The 24,645-nt window shown below is 69.0% G+C and carries 25 protein-coding genes; 15 read left to right on the forward strand and 10 right to left on the reverse strand.

Going from position 1 to position 24,645, the window contains the following annotated elements; all coding sequences use genetic code 11:
- Positions 1-70: 70 nt before the first annotated feature.
- The 4 genes from ISN38_RS20945 to ISN38_RS11680 all read left to right on the forward strand — a co-directional run bounded on the left by ISN38_RS20945 (position 71) and on the right by ISN38_RS11680 (position 3,742).
- Positions 71-430 carry a hypothetical protein gene (locus ISN38_RS20945; RefSeq protein WP_484634812.1) on the forward strand — a complete coding sequence of 120 codons (360 nt, stop codon included), beginning with the start codon at positions 71-73 and terminating at the stop codon, positions 428-430.
- 60 nt (positions 431-490) lie between these two features.
- The gene (locus ISN38_RS11670) at positions 491-1,417 is read left to right on the forward strand and encodes a tryptophan 2,3-dioxygenase (RefSeq protein ID WP_047325401.1); all 927 of its coding nucleotides are present in this window, start codon (positions 491-493) and stop codon (positions 1,415-1,417) included.
- Positions 1,418-1,593: 176 nt separating this feature from the next.
- Complete coding sequence (locus ISN38_RS11675; protein WP_058363237.1) at positions 1,594-3,117, forward strand: peptide MFS transporter; 1,524 nt, start codon at positions 1,594-1,596, stop codon at positions 3,115-3,117.
- A 16-nt stretch (positions 3,118-3,133) separates the two neighbouring features.
- On the forward strand, positions 3,134-3,742 hold the full coding sequence (locus ISN38_RS11680) for a thioredoxin family protein (RefSeq protein WP_004426318.1): 609 nt from the start codon (positions 3,134-3,136) through the stop codon (positions 3,740-3,742).
- A gap of 139 nt (positions 3,743-3,881) precedes the next feature.
- Here ISN38_RS11680 and ISN38_RS11685 read toward each other — a convergent pair whose 3' ends face one another.
- Positions 3,882-4,370: a MarR family winged helix-turn-helix transcriptional regulator gene (locus ISN38_RS11685; protein ID WP_003476445.1), complete on the reverse strand. Its 489-nt coding sequence runs from the start codon at positions 4,368-4,370 to the stop codon at positions 3,882-3,884.
- Between the two features lie 134 nt (positions 4,371-4,504).
- Between ISN38_RS11685 and hppD the strand changes: the two genes are divergently transcribed.
- The gene (gene hppD, locus ISN38_RS11690) at positions 4,505-5,617 is read left to right on the forward strand and encodes a 4-hydroxyphenylpyruvate dioxygenase (RefSeq protein ID WP_003476444.1); all 1,113 of its coding nucleotides are present in this window, start codon (positions 4,505-4,507) and stop codon (positions 5,615-5,617) included.
- A gap of 151 nt (positions 5,618-5,768) precedes the next feature.
- Positions 5,769-7,070 carry a homogentisate 1,2-dioxygenase gene (gene hmgA, locus ISN38_RS11695; RefSeq protein ID WP_047325397.1) on the forward strand — a complete coding sequence of 434 codons (1,302 nt, stop codon included), beginning with the start codon at positions 5,769-5,771 and terminating at the stop codon, positions 7,068-7,070.
- 13 nt (positions 7,071-7,083) lie between these two features.
- Here the strand turns inward: hmgA and ISN38_RS11700 are convergent, their stop codons facing one another.
- Positions 7,084-7,581 carry a hypothetical protein gene (locus tag ISN38_RS11700; protein WP_047325396.1) on the reverse strand — a complete coding sequence of 166 codons (498 nt, stop codon included), beginning with the start codon at positions 7,579-7,581 and terminating at the stop codon, positions 7,084-7,086.
- Between the two features lie 354 nt (positions 7,582-7,935).
- On the opposite strand from ISN38_RS11700, the gene ISN38_RS11705 reads away from it, so the two are divergent.
- Together ISN38_RS11705 and ISN38_RS11710 are read left to right on the forward strand one after the other, a co-directional pair.
- Positions 7,936-8,595 carry a hypothetical protein gene (locus ISN38_RS11705; RefSeq protein ID WP_058358928.1) on the forward strand — a complete coding sequence of 220 codons (660 nt, stop codon included), beginning with the start codon at positions 7,936-7,938 and terminating at the stop codon, positions 8,593-8,595.
- Positions 8,596-9,053: 458 nt separating this feature from the next.
- Positions 9,054-10,004, forward strand: a complete 951-nt coding sequence (locus ISN38_RS11710; protein ID WP_004426326.1) for a calcium/sodium antiporter — start codon at positions 9,054-9,056, stop codon at positions 10,002-10,004.
- 147 nt (positions 10,005-10,151) lie between these two features.
- Here ISN38_RS11710 and ISN38_RS11715 read toward each other — a convergent pair whose 3' ends face one another.
- The 6 genes from ISN38_RS11715 to ISN38_RS11740 are packed head-to-tail and all read right to left on the reverse strand — an operon-like array spanning position 10,152 to position 16,058.
- Complete coding sequence (locus ISN38_RS11715) at positions 10,152-10,529, reverse strand: Na+/H+ antiporter subunit G (protein WP_003476397.1); 378 nt, start codon at positions 10,527-10,529, stop codon at positions 10,152-10,154.
- On the reverse strand, positions 10,526-10,810 hold the full coding sequence (locus tag ISN38_RS11720; protein WP_004426328.1) for a K+/H+ antiporter subunit F: 285 nt from the start codon (positions 10,808-10,810) through the stop codon (positions 10,526-10,528). Before ISN38_RS11720 ends, ISN38_RS11715 begins: the two co-directional genes overlap by 4 nt.
- Positions 10,807-11,307 carry a Na+/H+ antiporter subunit E gene (locus ISN38_RS11725; protein ID WP_003476399.1) on the reverse strand — a complete coding sequence of 167 codons (501 nt, stop codon included), beginning with the start codon at positions 11,305-11,307 and terminating at the stop codon, positions 10,807-10,809. The genes ISN38_RS11720 and ISN38_RS11725 overlap by 4 nt, the downstream gene beginning before the upstream one ends.
- A 1-nt stretch (position 11,308) precedes the next feature.
- Entirely contained in the window at positions 11,309-12,871 is a 1,563-nt protein-coding gene (locus tag ISN38_RS11730) for a monovalent cation/H+ antiporter subunit D (protein WP_047325394.1), read from the reverse strand.
- Positions 12,868-13,227 (reverse strand): Na+/H+ antiporter subunit C, encoded by a 360-nt coding sequence (locus ISN38_RS11735; RefSeq protein WP_003476401.1) that lies wholly within the window; start codon positions 13,225-13,227, stop codon positions 12,868-12,870. The genes ISN38_RS11730 and ISN38_RS11735 overlap by 4 nt, the downstream gene beginning before the upstream one ends.
- Entirely contained in the window at positions 13,227-16,058 is a 2,832-nt protein-coding gene (locus ISN38_RS11740) for a monovalent cation/H+ antiporter subunit A (RefSeq protein WP_047325393.1), read from the reverse strand. Before ISN38_RS11740 ends, ISN38_RS11735 begins: the two co-directional genes overlap by 1 nt.
- A gap of 177 nt (positions 16,059-16,235) precedes the next feature.
- Between ISN38_RS11740 and ISN38_RS11745 the strand changes: the two genes are divergently transcribed.
- On the forward strand, positions 16,236-17,156 hold the full coding sequence (locus tag ISN38_RS11745; protein ID WP_058358927.1) for an SDR family oxidoreductase: 921 nt from the start codon (positions 16,236-16,238) through the stop codon (positions 17,154-17,156).
- A 13-nt stretch (positions 17,157-17,169) separates the two neighbouring features.
- On the opposite strand, the gene ISN38_RS11750 is transcribed toward ISN38_RS11745, so the two are convergent.
- Together ISN38_RS11750 and ISN38_RS11755 are read right to left on the reverse strand one after the other, a co-directional pair.
- Positions 17,170-17,652: an Mpo1 family 2-hydroxy fatty acid dioxygenase gene (locus ISN38_RS11750; RefSeq protein ID WP_003470221.1), complete on the reverse strand. Its 483-nt coding sequence runs from the start codon at positions 17,650-17,652 to the stop codon at positions 17,170-17,172.
- Between the two features lie 244 nt (positions 17,653-17,896).
- Positions 17,897-18,823 (reverse strand): phosphoribosylaminoimidazolesuccinocarboxamide synthase, encoded by a 927-nt coding sequence (locus ISN38_RS11755; RefSeq protein WP_047325392.1) that lies wholly within the window; start codon positions 18,821-18,823, stop codon positions 17,897-17,899.
- Between the two features lie 143 nt (positions 18,824-18,966).
- On the opposite strand from ISN38_RS11755, the gene ISN38_RS11760 reads away from it, so the two are divergent.
- The 6 genes from ISN38_RS11760 (at position 18,967) to ISN38_RS11785 (ending at position 24,604) form a co-directional block, all read left to right on the forward strand.
- Positions 18,967-19,299: a J domain-containing protein gene (locus ISN38_RS11760; protein WP_003470226.1), complete on the forward strand. Its 333-nt coding sequence runs from the start codon at positions 18,967-18,969 to the stop codon at positions 19,297-19,299.
- A gap of 9 nt (positions 19,300-19,308) precedes the next feature.
- A complete protein-coding gene (gene rpe / locus ISN38_RS11765) occupies positions 19,309-19,977 on the forward strand; it encodes a ribulose-phosphate 3-epimerase (RefSeq protein WP_058195541.1) in 669 nt (222 codons plus the stop codon).
- Position 19,978: 1 nt separating this feature from the next.
- Positions 19,979-20,461 (forward strand): GNAT family N-acetyltransferase, encoded by a 483-nt coding sequence (locus ISN38_RS11770; RefSeq protein WP_058195542.1) that lies wholly within the window; start codon positions 19,979-19,981, stop codon positions 20,459-20,461.
- 320 nt (positions 20,462-20,781) lie between these two features.
- Positions 20,782-21,720, forward strand: a complete 939-nt coding sequence (gene yegS / locus ISN38_RS11775; RefSeq protein ID WP_003470231.1) for a lipid kinase YegS — start codon at positions 20,782-20,784, stop codon at positions 21,718-21,720.
- 335 nt (positions 21,721-22,055) lie between these two features.
- Complete coding sequence (gene trpE / locus ISN38_RS11780) at positions 22,056-23,531, forward strand: anthranilate synthase component I (protein ID WP_039008181.1); 1,476 nt, start codon at positions 22,056-22,058, stop codon at positions 23,529-23,531.
- The gene (locus ISN38_RS11785; protein WP_425509969.1) at positions 23,528-24,604 is read left to right on the forward strand and encodes a threonine aldolase family protein; all 1,077 of its coding nucleotides are present in this window, start codon (positions 23,528-23,530) and stop codon (positions 24,602-24,604) included. The genes trpE and ISN38_RS11785 overlap by 4 nt, the downstream gene beginning before the upstream one ends.
- Positions 24,605-24,645: the final 41 nt, after the last annotated feature.

Below are 24,645 nucleotides of genomic sequence, written 5' to 3' on the forward strand. Positions count from 1 at the left end.
CGGCGCCGGCAGCGCGGCACTGCCGCCGCTGCCGTCGGCCTGCTTGACCAGGTAGTAGCCGGCGGCGGCGATGCTGCCGGCCAGCGTGGTGACCTGCCAGCTGCTGCCAGCTGCTGCCGGCGGCCGAGGCGTACTGCAGCGACCAGCCGGCCAGGCTCACCGCCTGGTTGCCGTTGTGGTGCAGTTCGACGAAATCGCTCTTGTAGGTGGCGCCGCTGTTGCCGCCGCCGCCATAGACCTGGCTGATGACGACCTGGGCCTGGCCGGTCCCGGCACAGGCAAGCGCGCACGACAACGCTGCAGCACGAAGCAGCATGGTTCGCATGACGAAGACTCTCCCCAATCCTGGAAGAAGCAGGTAACGGCGATGACCAACGGCGCTCCCCGAAGCGCCGGCTCGATTCTGCCCGAGTTTGCCGTGCGCCGCTGACCGGGATGTGACACGCGTCGCTGCGGTACCCTTGCCGGCCCCGGATCGCCGTCCCTGCCCATGCCCGTCGAACAGAACCAGCGCCCGCTCGAAGCCGGCATCCACACCGACCTGGAAGGGCGCCTGAGTTACGGCGGCTATCTGCGGCTGGACCAGCTGCTGTCCGCGCAGCAACCGCTGTCCGATCCGCCGCACCACGACGAGATGCTGTTCATCATCCAGCACCAGACCTCCGAGCTGTGGCTGAAGCTGCTGGCGCACGAGCTGCGCGCGGCGATCATGCACCTGCAACGCGACGAGGTCTGGCAATGCCGCAAGGTGCTGGCGCGCAGCAAGCAGGTGCTGCGCCAGCTCACCGAGCAGTGGTCGGTGCTGGAGACGCTGACCCCGTCCGAATACATGGGCTTCCGCGACGTGCTCGGCCCGGCCTCGGGCTTCCAGTCGCTGCAGTACCGCACCATCGAGTTCCTGCTCGGCAACAAGAACGCACAGATGCTGCGCGTGTTCGGCCACGACCCGCACGGCCAGGCGGCGCTGCAGGCGGTGCTGGAAGCGCCCAGCCTGTACGAGGAATTCCTGCGTTACCTGACCCGCTTCGGGCATGCGATTCCCGCGCAGTACCGGGCGCGCGACTGGCGCCAGCCGCACGTCAGCGATCCGCTGCTGCGGCCGGTGTTCGAGCGCATCTACGAGAACACCGACCGCTACTGGCGCGAATATGCGCTATGCGAGGACCTGGTGGACCTGGAGACCCAGTTCCAGCTGTGGCGCTTCCGCCACATGCGCACGGTGATGCGGGTGATCGGCTTCAAGCGCGGCACCGGCGGCTCCAGCGGCGTGGGCTTCCTGCAGCAGGCGCTGGCGCTGACTTTCTTTCCGGAGTTGTTCGAGGTGCGCACCTCGGTGGGGTTGCCGGACGGGCGCGACCTTGTGCCGGGACTCGGGACTCGGGACCCGGGACCCGGTGGCGCGCCGCAGCCGTCTTAGTACGCGCTTGGGTGCCGCTTTCAAACGGTGTGCTCAGGTCGAGGGACGTCTACGAGTCCCGGGTCCCCAGTCCCGACCCAATTTGACGCCAGCGCCAACTGTCGGTGATGCTCGCCCGTTGCCCGGCCTGGCCGGGAATCGCCCCAGCCCATACTGAATACGCAAGGGAACACCGCATGAGCGTTGACGACGTCGCGTCGCACCCCCCAGCCTCACCGCCGCAGCCGCCAGCGCAACCGCCCGAATTCAAGACCCTGCTGGGCCATCCGCGGCCATTGTGGCTGTTGTTCATGACAGAATTCTGGGAGCGCTTCGCGTTTTACGGGATTCGCTGGGCGCTGACCCTGTACATCGTGGCCGAGTTCTTCCAGGGCTCCGGCGCCGGCGAGGCCCCGGCCAACCGGCTGTACGGCGCCTACCTGGCGCTGGTCTACGCTTCGGCGCTGTTCGGCGGCTTCGTCGCCGACCGGCTGATCGGCTACCAGCGCTCGCTGCTGATCGGCGCGGTGGTCATGTCGGTGGGCCTGTTCCTGATCGCGATGCCGAACCAAGAGGTGTTCAAGATCGGCCTGGCCACGATCATCGCCGGCAACGGCCTGTTCAAGCCGAACGTGTCCACCATGGTCGGCAAGCTGTATCCGCTCAACGATCCGCGCCGCGATTCGGGCTTCACCATCTTCTACATGGGCATCAATGCCGGCGGTTTAGTCGCGCCGATTCTCACCGGCCTGCTGGCCGACAAGCTGTTCGGCAGCGAAGCGATGCCGGCTTACAAGTACGTGTTCATCGCCTCCGGCATCGGCATGCTGATCAGCCTGGTGTGGTTCTGGATCGGCCGCCACCAACTCGGCGCAGTCGGTCGGCCGCCGGCCGGCGGCGAGGGCATGGGCCGCACGATCGGGGTGCTGCTGGCGACGCTGGTGGTGATCCCGGTGGCCTACGGCCTGCTGCTGATCGATGCCGGCATCCTCGGCTGGATCCTCACCGCGCTGTTCGTGGCGCTGTGCGCGCTGATCCTGGTCGAAGGCATCCGCGAGGGCCGCGTGCCGCGCGACCGTTCGATCGCGATGCTGATCGTGTTCGTGTTCAACGTGATGTTCTTCATGTTCTTCGAGCAGGCCGGCAGTTCGTTCAATTTCCTCGCGCAGAACATCGTCGAGCGCGACCTGGGCGGCTGGATATTCCCGGTCGGCTGGTTCCAGTCGGTCAACACGCTGGCGATCCTGGTGTTGGGGCCGGTGTTCGTGTGGCTGTGGGTGGCGCTGAAGTCGTCCAACCCGTCGATCCCGCGCAAGTTCGGTCTGGGCCTGATCTTTAACGGCCTGGCCTTCGCGCTGCTGATGTACGCCTTGTCCTCGCTGGTCGACGGCGCCGGCAAGATCCCGTTCTGGACCCTGTTCATGGTCTACGTGATCCAGACCGTGGGCGAGCTGTGCCTGTCGCCGATCGGCCTGTCGATGACCACCAAGCTGGCGCCGACCAAGGTGGTGGGCTTCGCGATGGGCGGCTGGTTCCTGTCCACCGCGATCGGCAACAACCTGTCCGGCATCTTCGCTGCAGGCGTCAGCGGCGAAACCGGGATGACCGTGGACTCGGCGCTGAAGGGCTACACTTTCGGTTTCTGGGCCCTGCTCGGCTCGGGTGTGTTGTTGTTCCTGATTGCACCGTTGATCAACAAGTTGATGCACGGTGTCAAATGACGTGAGGTAGATCGCAATGGCGAACAAGACGATCAAGACGATAGGCAGCGCGGCGGCGCTGATGCTGGCCCTGGGCGGTTGCAACAAGGCGCCTGCGCCGGAACCGGAACAGGCGCCGGCCAAGCCGCTGGACACCTCGGTGCAGAAGCAGTCGGTGGCCGATCCGAACCAGCCGGTGGCCTCGGGCAACACGCCCGCCGCCGCCGACGTGGCCGCAGCGGCGGCGTTGGGCGCGCAGTTCGATCCGAACCGCGATCCGGCCAACGACCTGGAAACGGCCGAGGTGGAAGCCAAGCGCGGCGGCAAGCGCATCCTGCTTGACGTGGGCGGCGAGTGGTGCCCGTGGTGCCACGCCCTCGACAACTTGATCGAGAGCGACGCCGAGGTGCGCAGTTTCCGCGACGCCAACTACGTGTGGGTCAAGGTCAACTACAGCGACGCCAACAAGAACGAACCGTTCCTGGCCCAGTACCCGAAGATCGAGGCCTATCCGCACCTGCTGGTGCTCGATGCCGACGGCAAGCTGCTGCACTCGCAGTTGACCGGCGAGCTGGAGAAGGCCGAGGGCTACGACCGCAAGAAGTTCTTCGACTTCCTCAAGCAGTGGGCGCCGCCGAAGACCTGAGCGCGGCGGCCGACTGCTGAACGTCGCTCGAATCCTGTAGGAGCGGCTTCAGCCGCGACGGGCCTTACCGACGATGCCTGTCGCCGCTGAAGCCGCTCCTACAGGAACGTGTGGCAGCGCCTGCTTCAGGCGCTGCGCCTCACTTGCCAGTCATGCTCGGCAACCCCTCGGCCGCCAGCCGGTCGATCAACCGGTTCAGCACGCGCTGCTCTTCCTCGCTGAACGGCGCCAGCAGGCGGCGCTCGCATTCCAGCACCATCGGCGCGACCACATGGTAGACCTCTACCCCCGCCTCCGACAGGTGCAGCACCGAGCGGCGGCGGTCGTCGCCATGGGTCTCGCGCTGGATGAAGCCGCGCTCGAGCAGGCGCGCCACCGCGCGGCTCACCGCCACCTTGTCCATCGCTGTGCGCTCGGACACCTCGCCGGCCGACAGCCCCGGGTACAGCGCCAGCACCGCCATCACCCGCCATTCGGTCACTGCCATGCCGTAGCGCTCGCCGTAGACGCGGGCGATGTTGCTGCTGATCCGGTTGGACAGCACGCTGATGCGGTAAGGCAGGAACTGCTCCAGGTCGAGCGAAGGCTGCTCGGGGGCGGGCGGGGCGGCGGAAGCGATCGAAGTCATGCTGCATTGCACCTTGCTGGTGGTTTCATTTGTAACTATAACGAGGGGGGCGGTTGTCCATTCTCGCGAGTCTGGCGTCCGTCCGCATCCGAAATTTCGGCCGGGCGCTGCCCGCGTCCTCCAGGAGACGAGCCATGAGCGCACAACCGCAGTATCCGTCCCAGCCGGCCAACCTGGGCATGCAGGTCACCACCTTCGAGAACCCGATGGGCATCGACGGCTTCGAGTTCGTCGAGTTCGCCGCGCCGGCCGGGCAGGGTGAACAGTTGCACGCCTATTTCCGCAGCATGGGCTTCAGCGCAGTGCTGCGCCATCGCCGCCGCGCGATCACCGTGTACCGGCAGGGCGGGGTGAACTTCCTTGTCAATGAAGACCCGGATTCGTTCGCCGCCGATTTCGCCGCCGCGCATGGTCCCTGCGCCTGCGGCTTCGCGATCCGCTTCCGGCATCCGGCCGACACCGTGTTCGCCAAGGTGCTGGAGAACGGCGGCGAAGCCATCGCCGACAAGGCCAACACCCGCGCGGTGCCGGCGCCGGTGGTCAAGGGCATCGGCGACTGCATGCTGTACCTGGTCGACCGCTATGGCGAAAAGGGTTCGGTCTACGCCGAGTTCGAGCCGGTGCCAGGCGCCGAGCCGCATCCGGCCGGCTTCGGCCTGACCTTCATCGACCATCTGACCCATAACCTCTACTTCGGCAACATGCAGCGCTGGTCGGACTACTACGAGCGCCTGTTCAACTTCCGCGAGATCCGCTACTTCGACATCAAGGGCGCCAAGACCGGGCTGACCTCCAAGGCGATGACCGCACCGGACGGCGTGGTGCGCATCCCGCTCAACGAGTCCTCCGACCCGAAGAGTCAGATCAACGAATACCTGGACGCCTACCACGGCGAAGGCATCCAGCACATCGCCTGCTTCACCGACGACATCTACGCGACCGTGGAGCGGATGCGCGCGGCCGGCGTGGAATTCCTGGACACCCCGGACGCCTACTTCGAGGTGATCGATCAGCGCATCCCCGACCACGGCGAAGACGTGGCGCGGCTGGCCAGGAACAAGATCCTGATCGATGCCGATCAGGAGACCAAGCAGCGCAAACTGCTGCAGATCTTCACCCAGAACTGCATCGGCCCGATCTTCTTCGAGATCATCCAGCGCAAGGGCAACGAAGGCTTCGGCGAGGGAAACTTCCAGGCGCTGTTCGAGAGCATCGAGCGCGACCAGATGAAGCGCGGGGTGCTTTGATTGGCGGGACCGGGGACTCGGGACTCGGTAAAGCAGTCCCGGGTGGGGTACATCCTTGTGCCCGTCGGCGCCATGCGGCAAGCGTTTCGTTCGTTAAGCTTTTCCGAGTCCCGAGTCCCGAGTCCCGAGTCCCGACCTCCCGAGTCCAGCCATGCACAACGACACGTTCCACTACCAATCCGGCTTCGGCAACGAATTCGCCACCGAGGCTGTGCCCGGCGCGTTACCTGTCGGGCAGAACTCGCCGCAGCGCGTGGCCCATGGGCTGTACGCCGAGCAGCTGTCGGGCACCGCCTTCACCGCGCCGCGCGGCGTCAACCGGCGCAGCTGGCTGTACCGGATCCGCCCGGCCGCCTTGCACGGCACGTTCGCCGCGTACACCCAGGCCGGCAGTTTCCATAACGACTTCAATGCCGGGCCGGTGTCGCCGGACCAACTGCGCTGGAGTCCGCTGCCGTTGCCGCAGTCCCCGGTGGATTTCGTCGATGGCCTGTACACGATGGCCGGCAACGGCTCGGCCGCCGCACAGCACGGCGTGGCGGTGCATCTGTACACGGCCAACGCGTCGATGCAGGGCCGTTTCTTCTACGACGCCGATGCCGAACTGCTGATCGTGCCGCAACTCGGGCGGCTGCAGCTGTGCACCGAACTGGGCACGCTTGAGGTCGAACCGCAGGAGATCGCGGTGATCCCGCGCGGCGTGCGCTTCCGCGTCGTGCTGCTCGACGCGGAAGCGCGCGGCTACGTGTGCGAGAACTTCGGCGCGCTGCTGCGCCTGCCCGAGCTGGGGCCGATCGGCGCCAACGGCCTGGCCAATCCGCGCGATTTCCTGGCCCCGGTGGCCGCCTATGAGGAAGACGAAGGCGATTTCGCGCTGATCGCCAAGTTCCAGGGCCACCTGTGGCAGGCGCCGATCGCGCATTCGCCGCTGGACGTGGTCGCCTGGCACGGCAATTACGCGCCGTACAAATACGACCTGCGCCGCTTCAACACCATCGGCTCGATCAGTTTCGACCATCCCGATCCGAGCATCTTCACCGTGCTCACCGCGCCCAGCGACACGCCAGGCACCGCCAACCTAGACGTGGCGATCTTCCCGCCGCGCTGGCTGGTGGCGCAGCATACGTTCCGGCCACCGTGGTTCCACCGCAACGTGGCCAGCGAGTTCATGGGCCTGGTGCACGGCGTGTACGACGCCAAGGCCGAAGGCTTCGCGCCGGGCGGCGCCTCGCTGCACAACGGCATGAGCGGACATGGGCCGGATGCGGCGACCTTCGACAAGGCTTCGCAGGCGGACCTGTCGCGGCCGGACGTGATCGCCGACACCATGGCCTTCATGTTCGAGACCCGCGCCGTGCTGCGCCCGACCGCGCAGGCGCTGGCCGCCGCGCATCGCCAACGCGACTACCAGCAGTGCTGGCAGGGCCTGCGCCGCAACTTCCGCGCGCCCTGAGCGCGCGCTTCGCTCAGGCGCCTTGCAGCGAGGCGTGCAGCGGCGCCGGCAGCACTTCCAGCACGCGCTCGCGGATGCGTTGCGCATAACGCTCGGAGGTCATTTCCGGCATCGCGCGCAAGGCGTGCGCGATCGCTTGCAGCGTGTCGGCGTCCTCGCGCGCGTCGCGCAGCAGTTGCTGCAAGGTGCGTGAGGCGGGATGGCGCTGCAGTTGCAGCAGGTCGATCAGGTACATGCGCGCATTGAGCAGCGCGCGGCGCGGATTCGCCGGCACAACGGTTGGTGGTGTCGGTGCCGCGGGCGCGGCGGTGCTTGCGCGGCCATCGTCCAGATAGCCCTGCTGCAGCAGGGCCTGCACGATCGCCGCGGCATTGCTGCCGCCCAGTGCGGCCAGTTCGTCCACGCTGCGCTGGCCGTCGGCCAGGATCAACACACGCCGCTGGCGCATGTCCAACGGCGCGGCATGGGATTTCAGTGCGGCGAGGGCGAGGGCGGTCTTGCGCGGATGCATGGCAGCGGTACCGGAAGGTGCGAAGCTTGGCCGCCGGCGGTGAAACATTGATGACAGGCGCTGAGGCGTCGCGGCGGCGAGGCAATGGCGCGTACGTGAGCGCGGCCAGGCGCCACGCTTGGTCGGGGCTGCGATAGCGAGGCCGTGCCCTGCGCACTGTGTGGCGCGTGGGGATGCGCGGATGGGGGGCTTGTGGGGCGGTTTCCGCCGAAGCCGAAGCAGCTTCTTGCCCTGACGCCGTGCTGCGTCGCGCAGGTAGCGGGAGCGGACCCCGCTGCGCGATTCCGCAACGCCAGGCAGTGCATGCGCCCGGCACGCGCGCTAGCCTATGCGCTGCTCTTGCGAGGAACTGCGATGAAGCCGACCCTGCCCGCCGCCGCATTGCTGCTGCTCGCGCTGAGCGCCTGCGACAAAGCGCCGCCTCCACCGCCGCCTGCACCGCCCGCGCCCGCCACCGCGAACGATGCCGCCTTGCCGCCGCCGGCGCTGGACCAGCCCGATAGCGACGTCCCCCCGGCGCAGGCCCCGGCCGCGGCGATGCCGCCGCAGATGGCGCAGGCCGAGGGTCAGCTCGCCCGCGACGACGGCTATGGCGACCTGCGCCTGGGCATGAGCGCGGCGCAGGCGCGCGCGGCCTGGGGCGGCGAACTCGACGGCCAGCCCGGCGCGGCCGGCGGTTGCCATGTGCTCAAGCCGCGCTGGGCCAAGGGCAGTGCCGACTTCGGCCTGATGTTCGAAGCCGACAAGCTGGTGCGTTACGACGTGCGCACCGCCAAGGAAACCGCGCCGGGCGGCGGCAAGGTCGGCATGGACCTGGCGCAATTGCGCGCGCTGTACGCCGGGCGCGTGCAGGAGCAGCCGCACAAGTACATCGAAGGCGGCAAGGTCCTGCGTATCGCCGGCCCCAATGCCCAGTCCGGCGTGCTGGTGTTCGAGACCGACGCCGCAGGCAAGGCGACCGCCTGGCGCGTGGGTCTGCCGCCGCAGGTGGACTACGTGGAAGCTTGCGGCTAGGAAAAGCCACTGCGCGCACCTCCCGCAGTTCGCCCATGCATCCCGTCGCAAGTCTCTGTAGGAGCGGCTTTAGCCGCGACATGTTGCCGAAGTCCTTGCAGTCCTTGCTCCGTTCGTCGCGGCTGAAGCCGCTCCTACAGGAAGCTTGCTACCGACGCGCCGGGTGCACTGTAGGAGCAGCTTCAGCCGCGACGAACGCAGCGGCGACCTCGACGGTTTCGGGCAGCTTCCGCAGCCGATGGCCGCAAGCCTCCCGAAGCTGCACCCATCCAGCGCTAGCCGTCATCCGTGCAGGAACAACTGCGGGCGGCCTGCGACCATCGAGCTACGGCCGACACCGCCGGCGCCCGGCGTCAACGAATCCGCCTGGCCATCCGCCCCATGTCACCGCCACGATGACGGCCGCATCATCCGCGCTGCGCATAGAATCGCGCATCGGAATGGCGAGAGGATGGGCGATGGCGAGCGCGATCGGCTTGGTGCTGGTGGGACTGCTGTTGCTGGCCTTGGGCGGCGATTCGATCGTCAAGGCGGCCTCGGGCCTGGCGCAGCGCTGCGGCGCCTCGCCGTTCGTGGCCGGCCTGCTGCTGGTGGCGTTCGGGACCTCGTTGCCGGAACTGGCGGTCAATGCGCGCGCCTATGCGGTCGGCGCGCAGGACCTGGCGCTGGGCAACGCGGTCGGCAGCAACATCGCCAACCTCGGCCTGACCCTGGCGCTGGCCGCGCTGGCGGCACCGCTGCTGGTGCGCACGCGGATGCTGGCGCCGTTGCTGCTGGTGCTGGCGGTGGCGACGCTGGCGCTGATCGGGTTCGGACTGGACGGGGCGATCTCGCGCCTGGAAGGCGTGCTGCTGTTGCTGGGCTTCGTCGGCGTGGTGGTGTTCCTACTGCGCCGCGCGCGCAGCGAGGACGCCGCGCGCCAGCTCGGCCTGTCCGGCTATGCGGTAACCCGCACCGCGCTCGGCCTGAACCTGCTGCGGCTGCTGATCGCGGTCGTGCTGCTGTATGTCGGCGCCAAGCTCGTGGTCGATGCGGCGCCGCGGCTCGGCGCTGCCTGGGGCTTGTCGCCGCTGCTGGTGGGCCTGTTGCCGGTGGCGATCGGCACCGCGCTGCCGGAAGCCGCCGCGGCGATCGCCGCCGCGCGCCGCGGCCAGGGCGACATGGTGGTCGGGCATGTGCTCGGCTCCAGCCTGTTCAACCTGCTGGTGGTGATCGGCGGCATGGCGGCGCTGCGCCCGTTGCCGCTGCCGGCCTCGTTCGTGCGTCTTGAATTGCCGGCGGCGGTGGCGCTGAGCGTGGTGCTGTATCCGATGCTGCGCGGCGACATGCGCATCAGCCGCGGCGAAGGCGCGGTGTTGCTGGTCGCGTTCCTGGCCTGGATCGGGCTGGAAGTGGTGCTGGTGGGGTAATGCGGGACTCGGGAAAGCGGGGAACCGGTTGCCGGCGGTGCTCCCATGCAGACGATGCCACCTGTAGGAGCGGCTTCAGCCGCGACAGAATCTACCCGTAGAGCCTGTCGCGGCTTAAGCCGCTCCTGCAGGGCTGCGCCAGCGCGGCTAGCGCGCGTCGTCCGGCTGCGCCGGCGGCGGCAAGCCTTCCTTGTCGGCATGGTCGCCGCTGTTGGGTACCTGTGGCCGCTGCTCCATCATCAGCGACAGCGCCGCCTTGGCCATCATGTGCGCGCTGATCGGCGCGGTGATGAACAGGAACGCGGTGATCAGCAGTTCGCGCGGTTGCGGGTCCTGGCCCAGGAACAGGTGGTAGCCGACCGAGGCCAGCAGCACGCAGCCCACGCCCAGGGTGCTGGCCTTGGTCGGCGCATGCAGGCGCTTGAAGAAGTCCGACAGCTTCACCAGCCCCAGCGCGCCGAGCAGGATGAAGCCGCAGCCGACGATCAGCAGCAGCGACAGCCCGACCTGCAGCAGCGTGATCATTCGACGATGTTCCGGCGCAAGACGAACTTGCTGAGCACCACGGTGCTGCCGAAGCCGAGCATGGCGATGACCAGCGCGGCCTCGAAATACACCGGCGAATCCAGGTACATGCCGAACAGCATCAGCTCGGCGATCGCGGTCACCGACAGCGTATCCAGCGCCAGGATGCGGTCGGGCACGGTCGGTCCGCGCAGCAGCCGCCACAGCGCCAGCAACATCGCCAATGCCACCACGTGCATGCACACGGCGATGGTGCCATCGATGAACATGTGGCCGGTCATGGGAAGATCTCCATCAGGGGCGCTTCGTAGCGCGTCTTGATCTGCCGGATCACGGTCTCGGCGTCGTCCAGGTGCAGCACGTGCACCAACAGGTATTTGCGGTCGTCCGACAGCGCCGCCGACACCGTGCCCGGGGTCAGCGTGATCATGCTGGTCAGCGCGGCGATGCCGTGGATGTTGGCGATGTCCAGCGGCACCCAGATGAAGCCGGGGTGGATCCGCGATTCCGGACCCAGCACCTGCAGCGCCACCACCACGTTGGAGCGCACGATGTCCCAGGCGACCACGCACAGCATCTTCGGCACCGAGCGCAGCGAGCCGATGCGCGCGAACTCGCGGTCCAGGCGTGCGGCGAACAGCGGCACCGCCACGCCCAGCAGCGCGCCCAGCAGCGCTTGAGCGAGGCTGAAGCTGTCGCTCATCAACAGCCAGAACACGCTGACGGTGACGCTCAGCGGCCAGGACGGAAACAGGCGGCGCAACCACGGACGGCGCATGTCAGGGATCCCGCAGCGCCGGCGCGGTCGCGCGCAGCTCGGTGGCGTAGTCGGCCGGGCGCAGCAACTGCGCGGCGGCGGCCTCGGTATAGCGCAGCATCGGCCCGGCGGCGACGGTCATCGCCACGCCGTAGCCGAGCAGCAGCAGCGTCGCGGCGGTTTCCAGCGGCCGCGCGCGCGCCTTGCGTGGCTGCGGCTGCGGCAGCTGTTCGATGCCGTCGTCATCGACGTGCTGGTCGCCCGGCACCCGCCAGAACAGGCGCACGCCGGCGCGGGTCAGGCCCATGATCACCATCAGGCTGCTGAGCAGCACCGCGGCCCACACCGGGCCGACGTTGCCCGCCGGCGTGGCGCTGAGGATCGCGAGTTTGGCCAGGAATCCGGACAGCGGCGGCAATCCGGCCACCGAGATTGCGGCGATCAGGAACAGCACGCCGGGCACGGTCTTGCCCGGCAGCGGCGCGATCACTTCCTTGCGGTCGCTGGCGTCGCCGCGGCGGCGCCGGATCAGGTCGGCGACCAGGAACAGCGCCGCGGCGACGAAGCTGCTGTGCGCCAGGTAGTACAGGCCGGCGCCGAGCGTGCCCGGCGCATCCAGCGCGAAGGCGATGAACAGCGTCGCCGCCGACACGATCACTAGGTAGCCGACCAGCACCCGCAGGCGCACCGCGGCCAGCACCCCGAGCGCGGCCAGCAGCAGCGTGCCGATGCCCAGCCACAGCAGCCAGGCGCGGCCGTAGCCGTCCAGCGCCTGCGCCTGGTTGCCCAGGATCAGCGTGCTCACCCGCAGCACCGCGTACAGCCCGACCTTGGTCATCACCACGAACAACGCCGCCACCGGCGCCGGCGCGCGCGCATAGGTTTCCGGCAGCCACAGGTACAGCGGCAGCAGCGCGGCCTTGGCGCAGAACACCAGCAGCAACAGGCCGAAGCTGGCCTTGATCAGGCGCAGGCTCTCCGGCGGCGCCTGCGCGATGCGCTGCGACAGCTCGGCCATGTTCAACGAGCCGAGCAGCGCGTACAGCAGGCCCAGCGCGATCAGGAACACGGTGGAGGAGGTGACGTTGAACACCACGTAGTGGAAGCCCACGCGCAGGCGCAGGCCCCGCCCGCCGCTGAGTAGCAGGCCGTAGGAGGCGATCAGCATCACCTCGAAGAACACGAACAGATTGAACACGTCGCCGGTCAGGAACGCGCCGTTGAGGCCGACCAGCTGGAACTGGAACAGCGCGTGGAAATGCGGCGCGCGCCGGTCCCAGCCGGCGCAGGCGTGCAGCAGGCAGGCCGCGGCGAGCAGGGTGGTGGTCAGCAGCATCCACGCCGACAGGCGGTCGGCCATCAGCGCGATGCCCAGCCGCGACGGCCAGTCGCCGAGCAGATACACCTGCACCTGGCCGTCGCCGGCGCGCACGAACAGCGCGATCACCGCCGCCGCCAGCGCCGCCATCGCGGTCCAGGCCACGGCGCGGCGCACGTGGCGCCCGTAACGGCGATGCTCGACGAACAGCGACAGCGCCGCGCCGAGCAGCGGGATCAGGATCGGCAGGATCAGCAGATGGTTCATGGTGCGCTGTCGCCATCGGGATCGACGCGCGCATCGACGTGGTCGCTGCGGTTGTCGCCGCGGCTGCGCATCGCCAACACGATGCTGACCGCGGTCATCGCGAAAGCGATCACGATCGCGGTCAGCACCAGCGCCTGCGGTAGCGGGTCGGCGTGCTCGGCCAGGGTCGGCGCGACGCCGTCGCGCAGCACCGGCGCCTTGCCCTGCACCAGCCGCCCGCCGGCGAAGATCAGCAGGTTGGTGGCGTAGGACAGCACGGTCATGCCCAGGATCACGTCGAAGCTGCGCGCGCGCAGCAGCAGATATACGCCGACCGCGGCCAGCACGCCGATCGCGCTCGCCAGGGCCAGTTCCATCAGTGCATCTCCCCGGTGCGGGCGGAGCGCTGCGCCGGATCGATCTCGCCGCGCTGCGAGGCGCGCGTGCGCGACGGTTTGATCGTACCCATCATCGACAGGGTCAGCATGGTGCCGCCGAACACCACCAGGTACACGCCGGTATCGAAGCCCAGCGCGCTGGCCAGCGGGATGTCGCCGATCAGCGGCATGTAGAGGTCGTAGTGGCCGCTGGTCAGGAACGGCACGCCGAACAGCAGCGAGGCCATGCCGCTGAGCGCGGCCAGCAGCAGGCCCAGGCCGATGCAGCGGATGTAGTCGAAACCGAAGCGCGATTCCACCGAGGCCGCGCCCTGGATCACGTACTGGATCAGCAGCGGCACCGCCAGCACCAGGCCGGCGATGAAGCCGCCGCCGGGCGCGTTGTGGCCGCGCAGGAACAGGAAGATCGACACGGTGAGGGTCAGCGGGAACATCAGCTGCGCCAGGTCGGCCGGCACCGGCAGCTTGATCGGCGGCCCCGGCATCACTTTTTCCGGCGCCATCCGCGCGCGCCGCAGCAGCGCGTGCACCACCAGCGCGGCGATGCCGAACACGGTGATCTCGCCGAAGGTGTCGAAGCCGCGGAAATCGACCAGGATCACGTTGACCACGTTGCGCCCATAGGCTTCCGGCAACGCGCGTTGCAGCAGCTCGCCGGCCATCGTCGCCGCCGGCCGGGTCATCACCGAATACGCCAGCAAGGCCATGCCGGTGCCGGCGGCGATCGCCAGCATCGCATCGCGCAACTTGCGCCAGCGCCGCGGCTCCACCGGCGAGGCCTTGGGCAGGTAGTTCATCGCCAGCAGCATCAGCACCAGCGTCACCATCTCCACCAGCAGCTGGGTCAGCGCCAGGTCCGGCGCCGACAGGAACACGAACACCAGGCTCACGCCCAGGCCGCTGCCGCCGATCACCAGCACCGCCAGCAGCCGCTGCCGGTACAGGAACAAGGTGGCCAGCGCGCAGCTGACGATCAGCAGCCACAGCGCCCAGCCCAGCAACGGCATCGGCTGTGGGGCCGGCCACTGGCTCCACAGCGGCGGCGCGGCGACGAACGGCGCTGCCGCGACCACCACCGCGCTCAGCAGCAGCCAGCGCAGGCTGCGTTGCAGGCTGCCGTTGCTCAACACGCGGGTGAAGCGCGCGGCGATGCCGAACAGCGCGTCCACCTGCCAGTGGAACACGCGCTTGCCCAGCGAGCGGCGCACTTCGGTGTACAGCACGGTCAGCCGGCGCAGGCCGAAGTACAGCGCCACGCCGCCGACCATGCCGGCGATGCTCATCGCCAGCGGCGCGTTCCAGCCGTGCCAGACCGCCAGGCTGTAGTCGGGCAGCGCGTCGCCGAGGATCGCCCCGGCCGCGCTGTGCAACACCGGCGCCACGGTCAGCGCCGGGAAGATGCCGACCGCCACACACAGCAGCACCAGGATCTCCACCGGGATCTTCATCCAGCGCGGCGGCTCGTGCGGCAGCGCCTCCAGTTGCCGCGGCCCGCTGCCGAAGAAGGTCTCGTAGACGAAACGCAGGCTGTAGGCGACGCCGAACACGCCGGCCAGCAACGCCGCGGTGGCGGTGAACACGCGCATCGCCACCGGGCCATCGGCGTCCAGCGCCTGCGCGAAGAACATCTCCTTGGACAGGAAGCCGTTGAGCAGCGGAATGCCGGCCATCGACAGCGAGGCGATGATCGCCAGCGCGCTGGTGAACGGCATCCAGCGGCGCAAGTTGCCGAGCCGGCGCATGTCGCGGGTATGCGTCTCGTGGTCGATGATGCCGGCGGCCATGAACAGCGAGGCCTTGAACACCGCATGGTTGAGGATATGGAACACGCCGGCCACCACTGCCAGCGGCGTGGACAGGCCGAACAGCATGGTGATCAGGCCCAGGTGCGAGATCGTCGAATACGCCAGCAGGCCCTTCAGGTCGTGCTGGAAGATTGCGTACCAGGCGCCGACCAGCAGGGTGACCGCGCCGACGCCGCTGACCGTGTAGAAGAACAGATCGCTGCCGGCCAGCGCCGGGTGCAGCCGCGCCAGCAGGAACACGCCGGCCTTGACCATCGTCGCCGAGTGCAGATACGCCGACACCGGGGTCGGCGCGGCCATCGCATGCGGCAACCAGAAATGGAACGGGAACTGCGCGCTCTTGGTGAAGATGCCGAGCAGGATCAGCCCCAGCGCCCACGGATACAGCGCGCTGGCGCGGATCGCATCGCCGGCGGCGAGCACCGCATCGAGCTGGTAACTGCCAACGATGCGCCCGAGCAGCAGCACCCCGCCGAGCAGGGCCAGGCCGCCGCCGCCAGTGATCACCAGCGCCATGCGCGCGCCGTCGCGCGCGTCCTTGCGATGCGACCAGAACCCGATCAGCAGGAACGAGCTGATGCTGGTCAGTTCCCAGAACACCATCAGCAACAGCAGATTGCCGGCGATCACCATGCCCAGCATCGCGCCCATGAACAGCAGCAGGTAGCCGTAGAAGCGCGCCGCGTTCTCGCGCGCGCTGAGATAGTAATGCGCGTACATCACCACCAGCGCGCCGATCGCCAGCACCAGCCCGGCGAACATCCAGGCCAGCCCGTCCAGACGTAGCGAGAACTGCAGTCCGATCTGCGGTAGCCAGGCGTGGTCGGCGCGCACGATGCCGCCGCCGAGCACGGTCGGGGTCAGCATGCCGAGCAGGATCAGACCGGCCAACGGCGCCGCCGCGGCGACCCAGGCCAGCGTGGCGCGCGAACGATGGCGCAGGGCGATGAGGACCGCCGCCATCAGGAACGGCAAGGCCAGCAGGATATCCAGAACCGGGATCATGCAGGGAATACGAGATTCGCGCGCAGGAGCCAGAGTGTAACAGGCGCTTCCCGGCGCTGGCCTGCGATGGTGGTCGGCGCATGCAAGGTCATTTTTTCACCATAGCGCAGGCCGGGTGATGCGCATGCGAGCACGCAGGCATTGGGCGCAGCGGCGCGCGCTCGCTATGCTTGCGCGATGACCGACCTGCCCATCACTACCGCTTCCGCCGCCACGCTTGCCGGCGAGGCACGAGCGCGCGTGGCGCTGCTGTTCGGCGGCAGCGGCCAGATCGGCGAGCGCCTGTTGCAGGGCTTGCTGGCCACGGGCTGGCAGGTACATGCGTTCTCGCGCACGCCGCAGCCGCCGCGCGACGGCCTGCACTGGCATGTAGGCGAATTGAGCCAGTTGCAGGCGCCGCCGGTGCAGGCCGAGGCGATCTTCAGCTGCGGCCCGCTGGATGCGTTCGCCGACTGGTACCGGCGCACGCCGCTGCCTGCGCGGCGCGTGGTCGCGTTCGGCTCCACCAGCCTGGAGGTCAAGCGCGATTCGCTGGATGCCGCCGAACGCGACGTCGCGCGGCGCCTGCGCGAGGCCGAGGTCGCGCTGTTCGCCAGCGCAGCCGAGCGCGGCGCCGCGGCCACCGTGCTGCGCCCGACCCTGGTCTACGGCGCCGGCCGCGACCGCACGCTGAGCGCGATCGCCGCGCTGGCCCAACGCAGCGGCTGGTTCGTGCTGCCGCACAGCGCGCGCGGCCTGCGCCAGCCGGTGCACGTGCACGACCTGGCCGATGCGGCGCTGGCCGTACTGGGGCATCCGGCAACGCATGGCCGCAGCTATGCGCTGGGCGGTGGCGAAGTGCTCAGCTATCGCGAGATGGTGCAGCGGGTGCTGGCCGCGCTGCAGCCGCCGGCGCGGCTGCTGTTGCTGCCGCATGCCGTGTTCGCGGTGGCCCTGCGCATCGCCCATGCCGGCGGCCGCCTGCGCGGCATGAACCGCGCCGCGCTGCAGCGCATGGGCGATGACCTGGTCTTCGATCTGGCGCCGGCGCAGCGCGATTTCGGCTATGCGCCGCGCGCGTTCGCGCCGGATGCGGCGATGCTGGGCGTGGAACTGTGAGGCGCAGCGCCCGTCAGTAGCGCCAGTCCATGCGCCGATAGAGCTTGGACAGTACCCAGGCCGGCCCGATCAGCAGGTACACCAGATCGGTCAGGAAGCTGGGCCTGTGGCCTTCCAGTGCATGCCCGACGAACTGCGCGATCCAGGCCACCACGAACACGCCTACCGCCAGCCACAGCAGGCCGTGCAGGCCGAGCCGCGCCTCCAGCAACCGGCACAGGCAGCCACAGAAGAAGAACGCGGCGAGCATGCCGTAGCCCAGCGGCCGCGACAGCCGGTTGTAGAACATCCACGCCGCGAACATGCCCAGCGCCGCCCACAGCCCGCTCTGGAACCAGCTGCCGCCGACCGGGATGCACCACAGCAGCGCCACCACCGACCACAGGATCGCCGGCACCGCCAGCACATGGATGCGCTGGTTGGCGACATGGCGGTGATCGTCGGAATAGCTGGCGAAATAGCGGTCGATCGGGCGCGCGTAGGCGGTGGTATCCATCGTCCCTCCCAGGAGTCGGGCCAGGATAGCGCCATCCGGGCCGCGGCGCGGAGACAGCGTTGGCCGCCGTTTTTCCTGCCGTTTCAGCGGTGACGGCCGGGCTCGATCTGCAGCGGTGTCAGAAGCGCATGCCTTGCGTCTGCGCGATGGTCGCGCAAGCGTCGGCGTTGCAGCCCGCAAGCGCGATGCGGGAAGCGGCGCGCGCCACGCTTCAGCGACGCTTGGCGCGCGCGCCGCATCGCGCTCAGTCGATCGAAATCCCCGCCAGCCGCTGCAGCGCTTCGGCGTACTTGGCACGGGTGCGGTCGATCACGTCTTGCGGCAGGCTGGGGCCGGGTGCGGTCTTGCCCCAGTCCAGCGTCTCCAGGTAGTCGCGCACGAACTGCTTGTCGTAGCTCGGCGGGCTGGTGCCCACTTCGTATTGGTCGGCCGGCCAGTAGCGCGAGGAATCCGGGGTCAGCATCTCGTCCATGATGTACAGGCGGCCGTCGGCGTCGGTGCCGAATTCGAACTTGGTGTCGGCCAGCAGGATGCCGCGCTCGGCGGCGAAGTCGGCGGCGAAGCGGTAGATGCGCAGGGTGGCGTCGCGCACGCGCTCGGCCAGCTCGGCGCCGACGGTCTTGACCATCGCGTCGAAGTCGATGTTCTCGTCGTGGTCGCCGACCGCGGCCTTGGTGGAGGGAGTGAAGATCGGTTCGGCCAGCTTCTCGGCCTGGTGCAGGCCGTCGGGCAGCTCGATGCCGCTGACCTTGCCGGTGCGCTGGTAGTCCTTCCAGCCGCTGCCGATCAGGTAGCCGCGGGCGATCGCTTCCACCGGCACCGGCTTGAGCTTCTTGGTCACCACCGCGCGCCGCGCGTACAGCGCCGCGTCCACGCCGGCGGGCAGCACCGCGGCCACGTCGATGCCGGTCAGGTGGTTGGGCATCAGGTGCTCGGTCTTCTTGAACCAGAAGTTGGAGACCTGGCACAGCATCTCGCCCTTGCCCGGGATCGGGTCGGGCAGCACCACGTCGAAGGCGGACAGGCGGTCGCTGGCGACCATCAGCAAGTAGTCTCCGGGTGGGGCGTCGGCAGGCAGGCGGTCGCGGGGGATATCGAATACGTCGCGGACCTTGCCCCGGTGACGCAAAGGCAGGCCGGGCAGATCGGATTGCAACAGCGTGGTGGACACAGGCACTCCTACGGACTTCGCAATGGCGGCTGTCCCGGGACCCGGCGGGCCCGCGGCTCGACAGCGGGCCGCGTAGTGTACGGCCGGAAAGCTCCGCTGTGCCGTAAAATGCGAGGCCTTGTCCGCCGAGCCCGCCCTCGCCCATGCACTGGTACGGAAAACTGCTCGGCGCCATCGTCGGGGCGCTGCTGTTCCGGCCCAATCCGGTGGTCGGCGCGGTGCTCGGGCTGCTGGTCGGGCACGCCTTCGATGCTGACTGGTTCAAGTTCGGCCAGCGCGACGATCCCTACCGCGAGCTGGGCGTGACCCGCGACGCCACCGATGCCGAGATCGAACTGGCCTATCGGCGGCTGATCTCCCAGTACCACCCCGACAAGGTTGTCGGCGGCAGCCCGGAGCTGCGCGCGCGGGCCGAGAAGAAGGCCAGCCAGCTCAATACCGCCTACGACCGTATCCGCACCCTGCGCAAGCGCTGAGACCTCGCCATGTCCGATTGCATCATCTCCCCGTCCATCCTGTCCGCCGATTTCGCCCGCCTCGGCGAGGAAGTGGACAACGTGCTCAAGGCCGGCGCCGACTGGATCCATTTCGACGTGATGGACAACCATTACGTGCCGAACCTGACCATCGGCCCGATGGTGTGCCAGGCGCTGCGCAAGCACGGCGTCGCCGCGCCGATCGACGTGCACCTGATGGTCGAGCCGGTGGACCGGCTGATACCGGATTTCGCCGAGGCCGGCGCCAGCCTCATCAGCTTCCACCCCGAGGCCAGCCGCCACGTGCATCGCACGATTCAGCTGATCAAGTCGCATGGCTGCAAGGCCGGGCTGGTGCTCAATCCGGCTACGCCGGTAGACATCCTCGACTGGGTGCTCGACGACCTGGACCTGGTGCTGGTGATGTCGGTCAATCCGGGCTTCGGCGGCCAGGCCTTCATCCCCTCGGCGCTGGACAAGCTGCGCGCGATCCGCAGCAGGATCGACGCCAGCGGCAAGCCGATCCGGCTGGAGATTGACGGCGGGGTCAAGCCCGACAACATCGCCGCGATCGCCGCGGCCGGCGCCGACACCTTCGTCGCCGGCTCGGCCATCTTTAACGCGCTCGACTATGCCGCGGTGATCGCGCAGATGCGCGCCGCGGTGGCGGCGCGCTGAGATGGCCGCGCTGCACATCCGTCCGGCCACCGCCGACGATGCCGCGCTGATCCTGCGCCTGATCCGCGACCTGGCCCGCTACGAGCGCGCCGAGGACGCGGTGCAGACCGACGAGGCTGGCCTGCGCGCCAGCCTGTTCGGCCCCGGCGCCAGCGCCCACGGGCTGATCTGCGAGGCCGACGCGCAGCCGGTCGGCTACGCGGTGTACTTCTACAACTACTCGACCTGGCTCGGCCGCAACGGCCTGTACCTTGAAGACCTGTACGTGGCCCCGGAACACCGCGGCAGCGGCGCCGGCAAGGCTTTGCTGCGGCACCTGGCCAGGCAGGCGCTGGCCGAGGGCTGCGGCCGCTTCGAATGGTCGGTGCTGGACTGGAACCAGCCGGCGATCGAGTTCTACCAGGCCGCTGGCGCGCAGGCGCAGGACGAATGGACCGTGTACCGCCTGCAGGGCGAAGCGCTGGCCCGGTTCGCGGCCGGCTGAGCCGCGCCACCGGCGCAAAAAAAGAACCGCACTGTCGCCAGTGCGGCCCCTGGGAGAAATCGGAGGCTGATCCTGCCTCCATCCGTCGTCCTTGCTATGGCCTTCCATGTTCCGGGCGATCGGTGACGCAGGGATGACATTGCGGCGAACATCGGGTTGCGCACCGGCGGCCCCACCCGAAGCGCAGGCATGCCTGCCGATCGCGCGCCTTGCCGCGTGCGGGGCGCGGCGCCCGAGGCCCGCTGGCACGCACGCCGCGCATTCACGATGCCCGCATCCGGCGCCGGCTAGGCTGCAGGCCTGATCTCGGGAAGGTCCGCATGGCAGCAGCGCACTGGCGTCTGATCCTCAATGGCAAGTCGGCGGGCGACGAGCCACTGCGCGCCGCCGTGTCCGCGCTGCGCGCGCGCGGCATCCAGTTGCAGGTGCGGGTGACCTGGGAGGAGGGCGATGCCGAGCGCTACGTGGCCGAGGCGGTCGCCGACGGCGCCGACTGCATCGTCGCCGCCGGTGGCGACGGCACCCTGAGCGAAGTCGCCAGCGCGCTCGCGCACCATGACGCCGATGCCGCGGCGCTGCCGGCGCTGGGCCTGGTGCCGCTGGGCACGGCCAACGATTTCGCCACCGCTGCCGGCATTCCCGACACCGCGCTGGCGGCGCTGGAACTGATCGCGCAGGCGCCGGCGGTGGCCATCGACCTGCTGCGCATCGAAGCCGAGCATGGGCCGCACTGGTGCGCCAACGTCGCCAGCGGCGGCTTCGGCACCCAGGTCACGGTGGACACCGACGAGGGGTTGAAGAAGATGCTCGGCGGCCTGGCCTACCTGATCACCGGGATGGGCAAGCTGGGCCAGATCGATCCGATCCAGGCGCGCTTCGAAGGGCCGGAGTTCGCCTGGGAAGGCGAGTTCATTGCGCTCGGCCTGGGCAACGGGCGCCAGGCCGGCGGCGGCCAGGCGCTGTGCCCGGACGCCTTGCTCGACGACGGCCTGCTCGACCTGACCATCGTCCCGGAGATGAACGGCGAACTCGCCGCGACCCTGGGCACGCTGCTCACCTCTGGCAAGCAGGCCGCGCTGGAGCGGGTCGCGGTACGCGCGCAACTGCCGTGGCTGTGCATCGACGCGGCCATGCCGCTGACCTTGAACCTGGACGGCGAACCGGAGACCTCGCGGCACTTCCGCATCGATTGCGTTGCCGGCCGCCTGCGCATGCACCTGCCGGCCGACTCGGCGTTGCTGCGCGGCCGGGTGGGGTAGCCACGCGGCGGTCGCTGGTCTGAAGAGTGGGTCGCGTCGCGACTGAAGTCGCTCCCACAATTGGACTTGCGGTGCGCCGGATGGGTGCACTGTGGGAGGGACTTCAGTCCCGACTGCATCCAGCCCAGGCAGTCCTGGCGCTTTCCAGGCTGTAACAGCCAGCGCAGCGCCGATGGTCCCTTTTGCAACCGTTGCCAGTCGCCGCAGTTGCGGTAAAGTAGCCGCCGTGTCCAGCCTGACGACCCCGCGTTCCTTCACTTCCGCTCGCCGTGCGTGGCGATGGTGGCCTGCAGCCGTCGTCCGCCCCGCCACCGAGTCCCGGAAGGAAAGTCGTCTTGATCACCCGCGAGCTGTTCCAGCGCTACGCCGCTGAAGGCCATACCCGCATCCCCGTCGTCCGCGAAGTGCTGTCCGACCTGGACACGCCGCTGTCGGTCTATCTCAAGCTCGCCGACGCCCCGCATACCTATCTGTTCGAATCGGTGGAAGGCGGCGAACGCTTCGGCCGCTACTCGATCATCGGCCTGCCGGTGCGCCGCGTGTACACCTTCAGCGGGCATACGCTGGAAGTGCGCGATCACGGCGAGTTGATCGAGCGCCGCGAGGTCGCCGATCCGTTCGCCGAGGTCGAGGCGCTGCGCTCGGCGCATTCGGTGCCCAGGCTCGACGGCGTGCCCGGCTTCACCGGCGGCCTGGTCGGCTGGTTCGGCTTCGAATGCATCGGCTACATCGAGCCGCGCCTGGCCAGCGGCGACAAGCGCAACGAGCTGGACACGCCCGACATCCTGCTGATGCTGTCCGAAGAGGTCGCGGTCTTCGACAACCTCAAGGGCCGCCTGTACCTGATCGTGCACGCCGATCCGCGCGACGCCGACGCCTGGGACCGGGCGCAGGCGCGGCTGGACGCGCTGACCGCCACGCTGCGCCAGCCCGGCGCCGGCTACCCGGTGCCGCTGGCGCGCGACGTGCTCGACGAAAGCGACTTCGTGTCCGGCTTCACCCGCGACGGCTTCATCGCCGCGGTGGAGAAATCCAAGGACTACATCCGCGCCGGCGACATCTTCCAGGTGGTGCTGAGCCAGCGCCTTAGCGTGCCGTTCAGCGCCCGGCCGGTGGACGTGTACCGCGCGCTGCGCGCACTGAACCCGTCGCCGTACATGTATTTCCTCGACGTCGGCGACACCCAGGTGGTCGGTTCCTCGCCGGAGATCCTGGTGCGGCTGGAAGCCGGCCAGGTCACCGTGCGCCCGATCGCCGGCACCCGCCCGCGCGGCAAGACCGTGGAAGAGGACCTGGCGCTGGAAGCGGAGCTGCTGGCCGATCCGAAGGAGCGCGCCGAGCATCTGATGTTGATCGACCTGGGCCGCAACGACGCCGGCCGGGTGTCGCAGGCCGGCACCGTCGCGGTCGGCGAGCGCTTCGTGATCGAGCGCTACAGCCACGTGATGCACATCGTCAGCGAAGTCACCGGCACCTTGCTGCCCGGGCTCAGCTACGCCGACGTGCTGCGCGCCACGTTCCCGGCCGGCACCGTCAGCGGCGCGCCGAAGATCCGCGCGCTGGAAGTGATCCGCGAGCTGGAGCCGATCAAGCGCAACGTCTATGCCGGCAGCATCGGCTACCTCGGCTGGCACGGCGACGCCGACACCGCCATCGCCATCCGCACCGCGGTGATCAAGCACGGCCGCCTGCACGTGCAGGCCGGCGCCGGCATCGTCTACGACTCCGATCCGCAGAAAGAGTGGGACGAGACCATGAACAAGGGCCGCGCGCTGTTCCGCGCGGTGGCCGAGGCGGCGAAGGGGCTGTGAGCGTGCCCGCAGCGACCGCGCGGATCGGCTTCCGCAACGACTACAGCGAAGGCGCGCATCCGCGCCTGTTCGCCGCCCTGGCCGCGGCCAGGGCCGAGCAGAACGGCGGCTACGGCCTGGACCGGCACAGTGCACGCGCCGCGCAACTGATCCGCCGCGAATGCGCCTGCGACGATGCTGACGTGCACCTGCTGGTCGGCGGCACCCAGACCAACCTGGCCGCGATCGGCGCCTTCCTGCGCCCGCACCAGGCGGTGATCGCTGCCGCCTGCGGGCATATCGCCACCCACGAGACCGGCGCCATCGAGGCCACCGGGCACAAGGTGTTGACCGTGGACGCGGCCGATGGCCGGCTCAGTCCCGAACGGATCGCGCCGCTGCTGGCCGAACACGGCAACGAGCACATGGTGCAGCCGCGGCTGCTGTACGTGTCCAACACCACCGAACTCGGCACCATCTATCGCAAGCGTGAACTGCAGGCCTTGCGCGCGTTCTGCGATGCGCACGGGCTGTGGCTGTTTCTGGATGGCGCGCGCATCGGCAGCGCGTTGACCGCCGAGGGCAACGATCTGAGCCTGGCCGACATCGCCGCGCTGACCGACGCGTTCTACATCGGCGGCACCAAGAACGGCGCCTTGCTCGGCGAAGCGCTGGTGATCGTCAACCCCGCGTTGCAGGCTGATTTCCGCTACCTGCTCAAGCAGCGCGGCGCGCTGCTGGCCAAGGGCATGGTGCTGGGCGCGCAGTTCGCCGCGCTGTTCGAGGATGGGCTGTTCTACGAACTGGCCGCGCACGCCAACCGCATGGCCGCGCGCCTGCGCGAGGGCCTGGCCGCGGCCGGCGCGCAGTTCGCGTCGGACTCGCCGACCAACCAGCTGTTCGTGACGCTGCCGGCCGACGCCGTCGAAGCGCTGGCGCAGCGCTACGACTTCGAGCGCTGGCAGCTGTTGGCCGACGGCCGCAGCGTGATCCGTTTCGTGACCTCGTGGGCCACGCAGGCCGCGGCGGTGGACGCGCTGTGCCGCGATTTCGCTGCGCTTTCGTACCCCGGCGCGCAGCGCGCGGCCGGCTGACATTCTTTCCGAAAACGTCCATGCGGTCTTCCTGATCGCGC

The organism is Xanthomonas translucens pv. undulosa, assembly GCF_017301775.1.
Lineage (GTDB): Bacteria > Pseudomonadota > Gammaproteobacteria > Xanthomonadales > Xanthomonadaceae > Xanthomonas_A > Xanthomonas_A translucens.

Coding starts and splice junctions, on each gene's coding strand:
- ISN38_RS20945 (WP_484634812.1), top strand. CDS start 71: ATGCTGCCGGCCAGCGTGGTGACCTGCCAGCTGCTGCCAGCTGCTGCC.
- ISN38_RS11670 (WP_047325401.1), top strand. CDS start 491: ATGCCCGTCGAACAGAACCAGCGCCCGCTCGAAGCCGGCATCCACACC.
- ISN38_RS11675 (WP_058363237.1), top strand. CDS start 1,594: ATGAGCGTTGACGACGTCGCGTCGCACCCCCCAGCCTCACCGCCGCAG.
- ISN38_RS11680 (WP_004426318.1), top strand. CDS start 3,134: ATGGCGAACAAGACGATCAAGACGATAGGCAGCGCGGCGGCGCTGATG.
- ISN38_RS11685 (WP_003476445.1), bottom strand. CDS start 4,370: ATGACTTCGATCGCTTCCGCCGCCCCGCCCGCCCCCGAGCAGCCTTCG.
- hppD (WP_003476444.1), top strand. CDS start 4,505: ATGAGCGCACAACCGCAGTATCCGTCCCAGCCGGCCAACCTGGGCATG.
- hmgA (WP_047325397.1), top strand. CDS start 5,769: ATGCACAACGACACGTTCCACTACCAATCCGGCTTCGGCAACGAATTC.
- ISN38_RS11700 (WP_047325396.1), bottom strand. CDS start 7,581: ATGCATCCGCGCAAGACCGCCCTCGCCCTCGCCGCACTGAAATCCCAT.
- ISN38_RS11705 (WP_058358928.1), top strand. CDS start 7,936: ATGAAGCCGACCCTGCCCGCCGCCGCATTGCTGCTGCTCGCGCTGAGC.
- ISN38_RS11710 (WP_004426326.1), top strand. CDS start 9,054: ATGGCGAGCGCGATCGGCTTGGTGCTGGTGGGACTGCTGTTGCTGGCC.
- ISN38_RS11715 (WP_003476397.1), bottom strand. CDS start 10,529: ATGATCACGCTGCTGCAGGTCGGGCTGTCGCTGCTGCTGATCGTCGGC.
- ISN38_RS11720 (WP_004426328.1), bottom strand. CDS start 10,810: ATGACCGGCCACATGTTCATCGATGGCACCATCGCCGTGTGCATGCAC.
- ISN38_RS11725 (WP_003476399.1), bottom strand. CDS start 11,307: ATGCGCCGTCCGTGGTTGCGCCGCCTGTTTCCGTCCTGGCCGCTGAGC.
- ISN38_RS11730 (WP_047325394.1), bottom strand. CDS start 12,871: ATGAACCATCTGCTGATCCTGCCGATCCTGATCCCGCTGCTCGGCGCG.
- ISN38_RS11735 (WP_003476401.1), bottom strand. CDS start 13,227: ATGGAACTGGCCCTGGCGAGCGCGATCGGCGTGCTGGCCGCGGTCGGC.
- ISN38_RS11740 (WP_047325393.1), bottom strand. CDS start 16,058: ATGATCCCGGTTCTGGATATCCTGCTGGCCTTGCCGTTCCTGATGGCG.
- ISN38_RS11745 (WP_058358927.1), top strand. CDS start 16,236: ATGACCGACCTGCCCATCACTACCGCTTCCGCCGCCACGCTTGCCGGC.
- ISN38_RS11750 (WP_003470221.1), bottom strand. CDS start 17,652: ATGGATACCACCGCCTACGCGCGCCCGATCGACCGCTATTTCGCCAGC.
- ISN38_RS11760 (WP_003470226.1), top strand. CDS start 18,967: ATGCACTGGTACGGAAAACTGCTCGGCGCCATCGTCGGGGCGCTGCTG.
- rpe (WP_058195541.1), top strand. CDS start 19,309: ATGTCCGATTGCATCATCTCCCCGTCCATCCTGTCCGCCGATTTCGCC.
- ISN38_RS11770 (WP_058195542.1), top strand. CDS start 19,979: ATGGCCGCGCTGCACATCCGTCCGGCCACCGCCGACGATGCCGCGCTG.
- yegS (WP_003470231.1), top strand. CDS start 20,782: ATGGCAGCAGCGCACTGGCGTCTGATCCTCAATGGCAAGTCGGCGGGC.